The sequence below is a fragment of the Streptomyces sp. R41 genome (assembly GCF_041053055.1).
Lineage (GTDB): Bacteria > Actinomycetota > Actinomycetes > Streptomycetales > Streptomycetaceae > Streptomyces.
The window spans coordinates 7,504,545-7,516,724 of sequence record NZ_CP163443.1 but is presented as its reverse complement, the minus strand read 5'-3'; the positions used below and the strand labels follow the sequence as shown (position 1 = coordinate 7,516,724).

Genomic DNA, 12,180 nt, shown 5'->3' with positions numbered 1-12,180 from the left:
TTGTCGCAGCAGGACCCCCGCCCACCCCCCGCAGTTGCGCATTCTGTGAAGGGCAATCGTGTCCATATCTCGCCGTACCGCACGTACCGTGCGAATCCTCGGTGTTGCCTCCGCCTCGGCCGCGCTCGCGCTCGGCGTCGCGGGCAACGCACTTGCTTGCAACATCCGTGACTTCTCGGCCGTCGCCTCCTGCGACGACAACGGGAAGGGCATCATCACCGTGACCGACACGGACTCCTCGGGCCGGGACGCCATCGTCTCGGTCTTCCTCGAGTCCAACGGCGCCGACGCGAAGAAGATCGGCGAGCAGACGGTGACCGGCACCCGCGAGGGCGCGACCGTCACGTTCTCGGAAGACTGGGCCCCGAACGCCCAGTACCGCGTGCACATCAAGGCCGGGAACATCGTCGACGAGGACATCTCGCCGGACCTGACCGCGCCGTCCGAGGCGTGCAAGTCCACCGAGACGCCGAAGCCTTCGGAGACCCCGAAGCCGTCGGAGACCCCCTCGCCGTCGGAGACCCCCTCGGACACGCCGGCCCCGTCGGCCTCCGAGAGCACCACCGCCCCCGCGACGACGGGCGACAACTCCCCGTCTCCCGCGGCCGGTGACTCCAACCTCGCCGAGACCGGTGCGAACTCCAACACCCCGATGATCGCCGGCATCGCCGGTGCGCTCGTCGTGGTGGGCGGCGGAGCGGTGTTCTTCGGTATGCGCCGCCGTGGCGCGTCGAAGGCCAACTGACCCGCACACACCGCATGCACGCGTGGCCCGTCCCCCAGGGGGCGGGCCATTCGCGTACGGCTACCCGAACGTCGCCCGCTGCAGCCAGAAGTCCAACAGCTCTCGCTCCCCCAACACCTCCAACTGCCCGCCGTCCAGGGGCAGTCGGCGATAGAAGCCGAGCAGTACGTCGGTGAGCGGGCCGCGCAGCGCGACGGTCGCCTTCTCGTGGCCCCGGCGCCAGGCGACGCCCTTCTCGGTGAGCTCGACGACCCACTCGGCATTCAGCTCGGGTGTGGTGTCAGTGGCGTGGAGGTGGATGCTGCGGCCCGGGCCGCGCAGTTCGGCCGCCGCGTCGTGCGGCTGGGTCCGCTGCACGAACTCGACGATCCCGAGCCACTCGTCGATCGCGTCCGCGGCCACGTCGGCGTCGACCTCGTACGGCAGTCCAGCGGCCAGCGTCGCGTCCGCGCGATGGATCGCCAGCTCGTGCGTCATCCGGCGCGCCCAGAACCCGGAGTTGAGGACCCCGGCCCACGCCCACACCCGCGTGTCGGGCCCCGCCTCCCGCAGCGTGCCGACGAGCATCTCGCCCGTCTCCGCGAGCCAGGCGTCCAGAGCCGCGGGGTCGCCTTCGGCCTCCGGACCGCCGACGAGCGGAATCCTGTCCTCGGGGACGTTCTCCTGCGCCCGCGTGCGGACGATGAATTCGACCCAGCGCAGCGCCCCGCCCGTGTGTCGCACGAGCTGCTCCAGCGACCACTCGGGGCAGGTCGGCACGGTGGCGGACAGGTCGGCGGCGCCCGCGGCCACCACGTCCCTCAGCTGCCGTACCTGCAGCTCGATCGCGTCGCAGTAGCGGTCGTGTCCGAGTAGCGTCATGATCCGCACCTTATGCGGCAGAGGGCTCCCCGAGTACGACAATTTCGGCTGCGTCGAACTCCACGCCGACCTCGTCCCCGGGCTCCGGCGCGTCCCGCAGCGCGCACGCCGCTTCCAGCCGGGGCGCGTCCTGGGGCTGCAGATGTACGGCGACGTGGGTGCCCCGGAAGGTGCGCGCGGCAACCGTGCAGCGCAGCCCGTCCGCCGCGGCCACGAGCCGTACGCCGGCGGGCCGTACGAGGACTGTGCCCGGCCCCTGGGGGGCGCCCTCCGGCACCGGAACCTTCCCCCACGGGGTGTCCGCGGCCTCCCCGCCCACCGTCGCCTCGACCACGTTGTCGAAGCCGAGGAAGCGGGCCACGAACTCGTCCGCGGGGCGCTGCCAGACCTCAAGTGGCGTACCGGACTGGGCGATCCGCCCGTCCCGCATCACCACGACCCGGTCGGCGAGCGCGAAGGCCTCGCCCTGGTCGTGCGTGACGGCGAGCACGGTCGTGCCCAACTCGCCGAAGAGCCCCCGGAGTTCCACGACGAGCCGTTCGCGCAGGGAGCGGTCCAGCTGGCCGAGCGGTTCGTCGAGCATCAGCAGGCGCGGTCGGGGCGCGAGCGCACGGGCCAGCGCGACCCGCTGCTGCTCGCCGCCGGAGAGTTCCGCGACAGCCCGCCGCTCGGCACCAGGAAGCCCGACGAGCTCCAGCAACTCCTTTACTTCCAGAGCCTGTTGCCCCTTCGCAGCTCCATGCCTCCGCAACCCGAAGGCCACATTGCCGCCCACGTCACGCTGCGGGAAGAGCTGGTGGTCCTGGAACATCAGGCCGACGCCCCGCTTGTGCGCCGGCACCCCCGCCTGGTCGCGCCCGCCCAGTACCACACGGCCCGCGTCGAGCGACTGCAATCCGGCCACCGCCCGCAGCAGCGTGGACTTGCCACTGCCGCTCGGCCCGAGCACGCAGACGATCTCGTGCTGGGCGACATCGAGGTCGACGGCGTCGAGCACCGGCCGCCCGCCGAAGCGTACGGTCGCGCCTTCCAGGCTCAGCAGCATCTAGAACTCCCCGGTCCGGTCGCTCCGTACGCGCTCCAATACCAGCAGCGCCACCGCGCACACCACCATCAAGATCGTCGAAAGGGCCATCGCCTGGCCGTAGTTGAGGTCGCCGGCCCGCCCGAGCAGCCGGGCCACGGCGACCGGCAGCGTCGGATTGTCGGGTCGTGCGATGAAGACGGTCGCCCCGAACTCGCCGAGCGACACGGCGAAGGCGAACCCGGCCGCGATCAGCAGCGCCCGCCGCACCATCGGCAGATCGATCTCGCGCCACACCCGCCACGGCGACGCCCCGAGCACGGCCGCCGCCTCCCGCAGCCGCCCGTCAACCGCCCTCAGCACGGGCAGCATCGTCCGTACGACGAAGGGGACGCCCACCAGGGCTTGCGCGAGCGGCACCAGGATCCAGGACGCCCGCAGATCCAGTGGGGGCTTGTCCAGTGCGATCAGGAACCCGAAGCCGACGGTCACCGCGGAGACGCCGAGCGGCAGCATCAGCAGCGCGTCGAAGCCTCGTACGAGACGACCGGTGTTGCGGCGAGTGAGGGCCGCGGCCGCCAGTCCCCCGATCAATACGGCGATGGCGGTGGCGGCGAGCGCGTACTCCAGCGAGTTGCCGATCGCCTCGATCGGCGCGACAAGGAAGATGCCTCCGTCGGCCGAGGTCAGCGCCTTGTAGTACGCGAACCCGTAGCCGTCGGGAGCGTCGAAGGAACGCTGGACCAGCACGCCGAGCGGAAGCACGAGGAGGACCGCGATGCTCGCCAGCACCCCCGCCAGCAGTGCCCACTGCCCGGCCCCGCGCGGCCGGCGCGCGGTCGCCTCCGGGGCCACCAGGCGCAGGGCGGTCTCCCGGCGGCGTACGGTCCGGGCGTGCACGGCGAGGATCGCGCCCACCGCCACGAACTGGATCATCGTCAGCACCGCCGCCGTCGCCAGGTCGAAGATCTCCGAGGTCTGCCGGTAGATCTCGACTTCGAGCGTCGAGAAGGTGGGGCCGCCGAGGATCTGCACCACGCCGAAGGAGGTGAAGGTGAAGAGGAAGACCATGAGCGCCGCGGCGGCCACGGCCGGGCTCAGGGCCGGCAGCGTCACCTTGCGCCAGGCCGCGAACCGGGAGGCGCCGAGCATCCGGGCGGCCTCCTCCTGGCGCGGGTCGAGTTGCGACCAGAGCCCGCCGACCGTCCGTACGACGACCGCGTAGTTGAAGAAGACATGCGCGAGCAGGATCGCCCAGACGGTGGTGTCGAGCCGTACGCCCCACAGCTCGTCCAGGAGTCCGCCGCGGCCGACGAGCGCCAGAAAGGCCGTACCGACAACGACGGTGGGCAGCACGAAGGGCACGGTCACGACCGCGCGCAGGACCTGCTTGCCCCTGAAATCGAAGCGCGCGAAAACATACGCGCCGGGGAGCGCGATCAGCAGCGTGAGCGCCGTCGAGACGAGCGCCTGCCACGTGGTGAACCACAGCACGTGCCGGATGTCCGACTGCGCGAGCACCTCGCCGATCCGCCCCAACTGCCAGGCCCCGTCGACCTCGAGGCCGCGGGCCACGATCGCGGCGACGGGGTAGGCGAAGAAGACCGCGAAGAACGCGACGGGCAGGGCCATGAGCCCGAGCCGCGCCGCGCTCCCCTTCCGGGCCTTCGGCGGGGCTACTTCAGTACGAGCGAGGTCCACGACTTGACCCACTGGTCACGATTGTCGGCGATCTTGGCCGGGGCCATGGTCTCGGGATCCTTGGCCTGGGGGCCGAACTTGGTGAACTCGGCGGGCACCACGGCACCCTTGACCACCGGGTACACGAACATGTTCAGCGGCATGTCCTGCTGGAACTCCTTGGTGACCAGGAAGTCGAGGAGCGCCTTGCCGCCCTTGGTGTTCTTCGCGTTGCTCAACAGCCCCGCGTACTCCACCTGCCGGAAGCAGGTGCCGTTCACGACGCCGGTCGGCGCGGTCGTCGGCTTCGGGTCGGCGTAGATGACCTCGGCGGGCGGCGAGGAGGCGTACGAGACGACGAGCGGCCGGTCGGCCTTGGCCTTCTTGCCGCCGGCGGACCCGGAGAACTCGTCGTTGTAGGCCTGCTCCCAGCCGTCGACGACCTTGACGCCGTTGGCCTTGAGCTTCTTCCAGTAGTCCTGCCAGCCCCCATCGCCGTACTTCGCTGCGGTCCCGAGCAGGAAGCCCAGGCCGGGCGAGGATGTGGAGGCGTTCTCGGTGACGAGGAGGTTCTTGTACTCGGGCTTGATCAGGTCGTCGAAGGACTGCGGCGGCGTCAGCTTGTGCTCGCTGAAGTAGGCCTTGTCGTAGTTGACGCATATGTCGCCCGAGTCGATGGGCGTGACGCGGTGCTTGTCCTGGTCGACCCGGTACTCGGGCAGGATCTGGTCGGCGCCCCTGGCCTCGTAGGACTGGAAGAGCCCGTTGTCGAGCGCGCGGGACAGCAGGGTGTTGTCGACGCCGAAGAAGACGTCGCCCTGGGGGTTGTCCTTGGTGAGGATCGCCTTGTTGACGGCCTGCCCGGCGTCGCCGTCCTTCAGGACCTTGACCGTGTAGCCGGACTGCTTCTCGAAGTCCTTGAGCACGCTCTTGGACACGGCCCACGAGTCGTGGCTGACGAGCGTCACGGTCTTGGAGTCCGCGGAGCCGCCGCTGTCGGTGGACCCGCACGCCGTCAGTACGGGCAGCGTGACCAGGCCCAGGCCGACGGCCACGGACGCGAACTTCTTGGTGGTGCTCACTGATTTCCTCCTGGCTGACCAGGAAGAGACGCGGCCCTGCCCGGGACCTCTGACAGTTCCCGGGCAGGGCGCAACAGCTTGAGTGGTGACCGAACTTCCTACCCAGAATGACCTGGGCAAGGTTCAGAGGGTCTGCGGTCTCTCCCGCACTCTCAGCGCTGTGGCGCTCCCCTGTCGGAATATGAAGATGTACGTACGCAGGACAGGTTACCGCTCGGTGGCGGCGAGCTGACCGCACGCCCCGTCGATCTCCTGGCCCCGGGTGTCCCGGATGGTCACCGGCACCCCGTGGGCCGCGATCGCCTCGACGAACGCCTTCTCGTCCTCGGGCCGCGATGCGGTCCACTTCGAACCCGGAGTCGGGTTCAACGGGATGAGGTTGACGTGCACCGGCTTGCCCTTGAGCAGCCGCCCGAGCCGGTCACCGCGCCACGCCTGGTCGTTGATGTCCCGGATGAGGGCGTACTCGATGGACAGCCGACGCCCGGACTTGGCGGCGTACTCCCAGCCCGCGTCGAGAACTTCCCGCACCTTCCACCGCGTATTGACCGGTACGAGCGTGTCGCGCAGTTCGTCGTCCGGCGCGTGCAGGGAGATGGCGAGGCGGCACTTGAAGCCCTCGTCACAGAACCGGTGGATCGCGGGGACGAGCCCCACGGTGGACACGGTGATCCCGCGCTGCGACAGCCCCAGCCCGTCGGGCTCGGGATCGGTGAGCGCACGAATAGCACCCACCACCCTCTTGTAGTTGGCGAGCGGCTCGCCCATGCCCATGAAGACGATGTTGCTCAGCCGCGCCGGACCACCCGGGATCTCGCCGTCCCTGAGGGCGCGCATCCCGTCCACGATCTGGTGCACGATCTCACCGGTCGACAGGTTCCGGTCGAGCCCGGCCTGCCCCGTGGCACAGAAGGGGCAGTTCATCCCGCACCCGGCCTGCGAGCTGATGCACATGGTCACCCGGTCCGGGTAGCGCATCAGCACGGATTCGACGAGTGTGCCGTCGAAGAGCCGCCACAGGGTCTTTCGGGTCGTGTCCTGGTCGGTCGACAGATGCCGCACGACCGTCATCAGCTCGGGGAGCAACGCCTCCTGGAGCTTGCCGCGCGAGGCGGCCGGGATGTCCGTCCACTCGGCGGGGTCGTGCGCGTACCGCGCGAAGTAGTGCTGCGAGAGCTGCTTGGCACGAAACGGCTTCTCACCGATCGCGGCAACCGCCTCTTTACGCTCGGCGGGCGTGAGATCGGCAAGGTGCCGCGGCGGCTTCTGGGCTCCGCGCGGGGCGACGAAAGTGAGTTCTCCGGGCTTAGGCATGGCTGTACCAGTGTCGCAGATCGATTTGTGTGACCTGGGGCCCCGATGGAGCCGGGAGGGTGTGAGACCGCCCTCGCTACGGAGATCGCGAACAGTTCGCGATCTCCGTAGCGAGGACGGTCTGCTCGCCGTGGATTCCGCCCGCGGTCTCACCCGCGCGGTCGGCACGTCGCAAGGTCGGCGTACTGAGCACACGAGATTAGGATCCGAATTGTGGCAGACATCCCCGACGAATTGATCAAGCTGGAACATTCCGCCGAAGAGGAACGCGCGAAATGCGCGGGCCTCGCCGGCGACGAGTACGAGACGCAGTGCCGCCGGTGGCGCGAAGCGTCCGAGGTGGCGCAGGCGGCCATCACGAAGTACGCACAGGCGGCCGAGCAGGACCGCCACGAGGTCGAGCAGGCCGTGAAGAAGGCTGTACGGCGGGCAGAGGAGGACCCGGCGGACTAGTCGGGCGGGTAGGCCCCCGTCTCGCGGTTGAGGCGGGGGCCCCGTCGTGCCATCACCCGTGTCTGTGCCAACGAACCTTGAGTCCGTGCCATCGAAGTCTGAGCATCAAAACCGTCACAGCAGCCGCGCCTCGGCTTCGGGGAGTTTCGACCACCAGTGCCCGTAGCGGCTGTAGACCGCCGCCTCGCGTTCGCCGAGGAGCGTCGTCAAGGACTGAGCCTCCGCGGCGAGCCCATCCCAGGCGGCGGAGGGCAGGGGGTGGAAGGCCGTGGCCTCGATGCCGCCGCCCACCGGGCGCCAGACACCGGCGACATGGCCGTCCACCAGCAGGGTGGGCAGTACGTCGCCGTTCCTGCGGATCACCAAGGGGCGGTAGGCCGGGGGTATCACCCGGCTACGGTCGGCATAGGCCAGCAGAACGCTGTCCCACATCGCCATCAGCCGGGGCGGGGCGGGGGTTTCCGCGGGCGGCCGGGAGGCACCCGGGAGGTCGAACAGCGTGCCGCCGTCCGGCCCCTGGAGCTGCTCGACGGCGCCGTCCAGAGCGCGGAGCGCCTCGCGGACGGCCGCCCGCTGCACCATGGCGAACTGCGCCACGTCCGCCACCGACGCAGGCCCGAACCCCGCCAGGTAGCGCAGGATCAGGGTCCGCAGCGCTTGTGGCTCCACCGCCCGTCCCGTGAGGGCGGGCTCCGTCCCCGCCGCGACGAAGGACGGCCGGAGGCCGAATGACCACAGCGCATCCGTCGGGGCATGATGCAACGGCGCGTACGCCTTCAGCCCCCACCAGGCCCCCTCCTTCTTCTCGGCACCGAGCCGCTCCTCGACCCACGCCTGCATCTCTGCCGAGGTGCGCGGCCGGGGGGCAAAGGCCAGCAGCTCCGGCACCAGTTCGTCGGCGTCCGCCGGGGTCAGCCCCGCGGCGGCGAAGCGGAAGCCGAGCCGGGAGGCGTACAGCGTGGGCTGCATCGCCGCGCGGAAGGCCGGGTAGTCCTCGGCGTGCACGGCGTGCGGGGTGATCCGCATCAGGGTCGCCTTGGCCACCGAACGCCCGATGAAGGCGGCATCGAGGTCGGCGGGAGCGAACCCGGTGAGCCGGTTCCACAGTGCGAGGTACGGCGAGGCCGGGTGCTGCGCCTGGAGTGCGACCACGCGCCGCACACCGTCGGGGACGGTCAGCGGCTCACGCTCCAGCAGCAGCTGGCGGCTGAGGGTCGCTCGGTTGAGTTCGCGCGCGCTGATCACCACAGCGCAGGATTCTGCCCCACACCGCGCGCCCCGGCTGCTGTGCTCCAAATTCGGTGACACGAATCCGCGTCCGTCAAGGTTCGATGGCACGGCCTCAAGGTTCGCTGATACAGGACAACCCGTATGGGGTCTCGTGCCGCCCCACGCGTCCCGCTACATTCGAACGCATGAGCGAATGGCGTGATGCGGAAGAGGTCGCCCTCCCGGTGCCGGATCAGGTGCCGGACTGGCGAGACATCGAATTCGCCCGCACGGGACTCATGCTGACGCTCCAGCGGGCAGGCCGGCGGCAGAAGGCCCAGGTGCTGGAGTACCGCGACCGGCCAGACGGCAGTCGCGTCCTGCTCGTCATCGTCGACTGGCCCCGACCCACCATCCGCATGGCCTGGGTCGCATGGGACCCCGACCGCATGAGCCTGCTGTACACCGAACGACACGTTCCCGCGACCGTCGAGGCCGAGCCGCAGGACGGCGACGCGGTGATCGCGGGCCGCGACATGCTCGACTGCTTCCACGGCAGGCCGGTCTCCTACTGGCCACACCGCGCGGTCGAGGTCCGCGTGAGCGGCCGCTGGCACGAGGGTGGGCTGAGAGCCCACTTCAACGGGCCGGGCGGCCGCTCCGTCGCATGGGTGCAGCCGCGGTTCTACGAACCGGAATGGCGGGCCCTCGTCACGTTCAGCCGGCACTACGTCTGGGATCCGGCGACGATCAGACCCCGCGGCGCCGACCAGGCCGAACAGACCTAGCCTCGAACACACGGTCCACGTCCGCTCACCCGCCTCGACCTGCCGTGCTTCCTGGAGCGCGTGAAGGAGCAGGATCTGGCGCGTACGCGGCGATGGATCGAGGCCGAGCAGCAGCGCGAAAACGAACGGCCGCTGATCCTCGGCTGACGCAGGTAAGGCACCTGTTGCCGCCGGATCACTGCCAGTTCTCCGCGCTCAGGCACGGCCCTACCGAGGTCGCAGACAAACGGTGGGGGACTCGCCGCCCCGTGGACAACGAGCCCCCCACCGTCAAACCCGCATCTCAGCTGCGTACCGACCGCGCGATCTCGACCGCAGGTCGGCTGGATCTCACGCAGATCAGCCGGTTCCTCCGCGGATCAGCCGGACCCTACGAAGATGACCAGGAGCAGCCACACGACAGGCGCCGTAGGAAGCAACGAGTCCAGCCGGTCCATGATTCCGCCGTGGCCCGGCAGCAAGGTGCCCATGTCCTTGATGCCCAGGTCCCGCTTGATCATGGACTCGCCGAGGTCGCCGAGTGTGGCGCTGGCCGCGACCGCGAGGCCGAGGAGCATGCCCTGCCACCAGGTGCCGTCGTCGATGAGGAACTGCATGCACAGCGCACCCGCCGCCATCGCGAAGCTGACCGCGCCGAGCAGGCCCTCGCGGGTCTTGCCGGGGCTGATGCGCGGCGCCAGCTTGTGCTTGCCGAAGCGCCAGCCGATCGCGTATGCCCCGGTGTCGCTGACGACCGTCAGGAGCAGGAAGGTCAGGACGCGGCGCGGGCCGTCGTCGGCCGTGAGCATCATCGCCACGAACGTCGCCAGGAACGGCACGTAGAAGGCCGCGAAGACCCCCGCCGTGACGTCCCTGAGGTAGCCCTCGGGCGGTTCCGTCATGCGCCAGACCAGGACGGCAAGCGCGGTGAGCGCCATTGCCACCCAGGCGCCCTCGGCGCCCCGGACGTATCCCGCGACGACCATCGCGGCACCGCCGAGCGCCAGCGGAACGAGGGGCGCCTTTATGCCCTTGCGCTCCTCCAGCCGTGAGGTGAGCTCCCAGAGCCCCACCACCACGGCGACCGCTATCACTCCGACGAAGACGGCCTTGACGATGAACAACGACGCGACGATCACCGCACCGAGCCCGATCCCCACTCCTATGGCCGCGCCCAAGTCGCGTCCCGCACTCTTCTTCTGCGGTGCGGGGGCGGGTTGTGGGGCGCTGGGCATGGGCTCCTGCGGCTTCTGTGACGCGTCCCCGTAGGACGCCGCCGGCGGTGAGTTGTCGCGGAACAGGGGGCCGCTCAGCCGAGCGGCCCCCCGATCGCCATCCTGGTCTCCGCCATGTGCGGGTACGTCGGGCACGATGGGCATGGGGCGAGTCTGCTGCGCGTCATGCGCATCGTACGTGGGACCCGCCGGGGCTGCCCCCTGGACAGGCCCCTGCTCGGACGGCCCCCAGTACCCGGCTTGTGGCGGCGCCCCCCAGGAAGAGTCGTTCATCAGACCTCGAGCAGCTCCGCTTCCTTGTGCTTCAGGAGCTCGTCCACCTGAGCGACGTACTTCGCGGTGGTGTCGTCGAGCTCCTTCTCCGCACGGCGGCCCTCGTCCTCGCCGACCTCGCCGTCCTTGATCAGCTTGTCGATGGCGTCCTTGGCCTTGCGGCGCACGGAGCGGATCGAGACCTTGGCGTCCTCGCCCTTGGTCTTGGCAACCTTGATGTAGTCCCTGCGGCGCTCCTCGGTCAGCTCGGGGAACACCACTCGGATGATGTTGCCGTCGTTGCTCGGGTTGACGCCCAGGTCGGAGTCGCGGATCGCCTGCTCGATGTTGCGCAGCGCGCTCTTGTCGAACGGGGTCACCACGGCCATGCGCGGCTCCGGCACCGAGAACGAAGCCAGCTGGTTGATCGGCGTCAGCGCGCCGTAGTAGTCGGCCACGATCTTGTTGAACATCGCCGGGTGCGCACGACCGGTGCGAATCGCGGCGAAGTCCTCCTTGGCGACCACGACGGCCTTCTCCATCTTCTCCTCGGCCTCGAGGAGGGTCTCTTCGATCACCACTTGCTCCTGCGTGTCTTGAGTAGGCCCGGCAGCTGTTTCCTCGTCGGGGTCGGCGGCCGGCTGCGTCGCGTCTTATTCCTGCACGGTTCCGGACCGGCAGGACATTGTCCATCCCCCGGTCAGGGTCCGTCCTCGGCCGGGGTTCGTCCCCCGTCCGGGGTGGTCCCCGTCAGGCCCGGCCGCTCTGGTCGCCCACGAGTGTGCCGATCTTCTCACCCTTGACCGCCCGTGCGATATTGCCCTCCGCCAGGAGCTCGAAGACCAGGATGGGCAGCTTGTTGTCCCGGCACAGCGTGATGGCGGTCATGTCGGCGACCTTGAGGTCCCGGGTGATGACCTCGCCGTAGCTGAGCGAGTCGAACTTGACGGCCTCGGGGTTGGTCTTCGGGTCGGAGTCGTAGACCCCGTCCACGCCGTTCTTGCCCATCAGCAGGGCCTCGGCGTCGATCTCCAGGGCGCGCTGGGCCGCGGTGGTGTCGGTGGAGAAGTACGGCATGCCCATACCGGCGCCGAAGATGACCACACGGCCCTTCTCCAGGTGGCGCACGGCGCGCAGCGGGATGTAGGGCTCCGCGACCTGGCCCATGGTGATGGCGGTCTGGACGCGGCTGTCGATGCCCTCCTTCTCCAGGAAGTCCTGGAGAGCGAGGCAGTTCATGACCGTGCCCAGCATGCCCATGTAGTCGGAGCGGGCCCGGTCCATGCCGCGCTGCTGGAGTTCGGCGCCGCGGAAGAAGTTGCCGCCGCCGATGACGACCGCGATCTGGGCGCCGCCGCGCACCACGGCCGCGATCTCGCGGGCGATCTTGTGCACCACGTCGGGATCGACGCCCAGTCCGCCGCCACCGGCGAACGCCTCGCCGGAAAGCTTCAGCAGAAAGCGTCCCGCGCCTTTGCCGTCGTCGGTCTTCTCGCCCTTGTCGGCCTGGGTGGTGGTCATCGAGCTCTCCTTGTGGTGCACATACGAAGAAGGCCAT

12 protein-coding genes and 1 riboswitch are annotated in these 12,180 nt (G+C 69.6%); of the genes, 3 read left to right on the top strand and 9 right to left on the bottom strand.

Features of this window, described 5'->3' with window-relative positions:
* Positions 1-88 precede the first annotated feature (88 nt).
* Positions 89-745, top strand: a complete 657-nt coding sequence (locus AB5J53_RS34355; RefSeq protein WP_369249484.1) for an LAETG motif-containing sortase-dependent surface protein — start codon at positions 89-91, stop codon at positions 743-745.
* Between the two features lie 60 nt (positions 746-805).
* Here the strand turns inward: AB5J53_RS34355 and AB5J53_RS34350 are convergent, their stop codons facing one another.
* The 5 genes from AB5J53_RS34350 to rlmN all read right to left on the bottom strand — a co-directional run bounded on the left by AB5J53_RS34350 (position 806) and on the right by rlmN (position 6,706).
* Entirely contained in the window at positions 806-1,606 is an 801-nt protein-coding gene (locus AB5J53_RS34350) for a maleylpyruvate isomerase family mycothiol-dependent enzyme (RefSeq protein ID WP_369249483.1), read from the bottom strand.
* Positions 1,607-1,616: 10 nt separating this feature from the next.
* A complete protein-coding gene (locus tag AB5J53_RS34345; RefSeq protein WP_369249482.1) occupies positions 1,617-2,651 on the bottom strand; it encodes an ABC transporter ATP-binding protein in 1,035 nt (344 codons plus the stop codon).
* The gene (locus AB5J53_RS34340; RefSeq protein ID WP_369252638.1) at positions 2,652-4,331 is read right to left on the bottom strand and encodes an ABC transporter permease; all 1,680 of its coding nucleotides are present in this window, start codon (positions 4,329-4,331) and stop codon (positions 2,652-2,654) included. It abuts the gene before it with no gap.
* Positions 4,307-5,392 (bottom strand): thiamine ABC transporter substrate binding subunit, encoded by a 1,086-nt coding sequence (locus tag AB5J53_RS34335; RefSeq protein WP_369249481.1) that lies wholly within the window; start codon positions 5,390-5,392, stop codon positions 4,307-4,309. Before AB5J53_RS34335 ends, AB5J53_RS34340 begins: the two co-directional genes overlap by 25 nt.
* Positions 5,393-5,469: 77 nt before the next feature.
* Positions 5,470-5,575, bottom strand: a riboswitch (TPP riboswitch).
* Between the two features lie 24 nt (positions 5,576-5,599).
* Positions 5,600-6,706, bottom strand: coding sequence for a 23S rRNA (adenine(2503)-C(2))-methyltransferase RlmN (rlmN, locus tag AB5J53_RS34330; RefSeq protein ID WP_369249480.1), 1,107 nt, complete (start codon positions 6,704-6,706; stop codon positions 5,600-5,602).
* A 213-nt stretch (positions 6,707-6,919) separates the two neighbouring features.
* On the opposite strand from rlmN, the gene AB5J53_RS34325 reads away from it, so the two are divergent.
* Positions 6,920-7,159, top strand: coding sequence for a hypothetical protein (locus AB5J53_RS34325; protein WP_369249479.1), 240 nt, complete (start codon positions 6,920-6,922; stop codon positions 7,157-7,159).
* A 114-nt stretch (positions 7,160-7,273) separates the two neighbouring features.
* Here AB5J53_RS34325 and AB5J53_RS34320 read toward each other — a convergent pair whose 3' ends face one another.
* Positions 7,274-8,407 (bottom strand): winged helix DNA-binding domain-containing protein, encoded by a 1,134-nt coding sequence (locus AB5J53_RS34320; protein ID WP_369249478.1) that lies wholly within the window; start codon positions 8,405-8,407, stop codon positions 7,274-7,276.
* A 167-nt stretch (positions 8,408-8,574) separates the two neighbouring features.
* Here AB5J53_RS34320 and AB5J53_RS34315 point away from each other — a divergent pair, with 167 nt between their 5' ends.
* Entirely contained in the window at positions 8,575-9,156 is a 582-nt protein-coding gene (locus AB5J53_RS34315) for a hypothetical protein (RefSeq protein WP_369249477.1), read from the top strand.
* Positions 9,157-9,515: 359 nt separating this feature from the next.
* Here the strand turns inward: AB5J53_RS34315 and AB5J53_RS34310 are convergent, their stop codons facing one another.
* The 3 genes from AB5J53_RS34310 to pyrH all read right to left on the bottom strand — a co-directional run bounded on the left by AB5J53_RS34310 (position 9,516) and on the right by pyrH (position 12,143).
* The gene (locus tag AB5J53_RS34310) at positions 9,516-10,643 is read right to left on the bottom strand and encodes a phosphatidate cytidylyltransferase (RefSeq protein WP_369249476.1); all 1,128 of its coding nucleotides are present in this window, start codon (positions 10,641-10,643) and stop codon (positions 9,516-9,518) included.
* Positions 10,643-11,200 (bottom strand): ribosome recycling factor, encoded by a 558-nt coding sequence (gene frr / locus AB5J53_RS34305; RefSeq protein WP_131559753.1) that lies wholly within the window; start codon positions 11,198-11,200, stop codon positions 10,643-10,645. Before frr ends, AB5J53_RS34310 begins: the two co-directional genes overlap by 1 nt.
* Positions 11,201-11,372: 172 nt before the next feature.
* The gene (pyrH, locus tag AB5J53_RS34300; RefSeq protein WP_095936924.1) at positions 11,373-12,143 is read right to left on the bottom strand and encodes a UMP kinase; all 771 of its coding nucleotides are present in this window, start codon (positions 12,141-12,143) and stop codon (positions 11,373-11,375) included.
* Positions 12,144-12,180 lie beyond the last annotated feature (37 nt).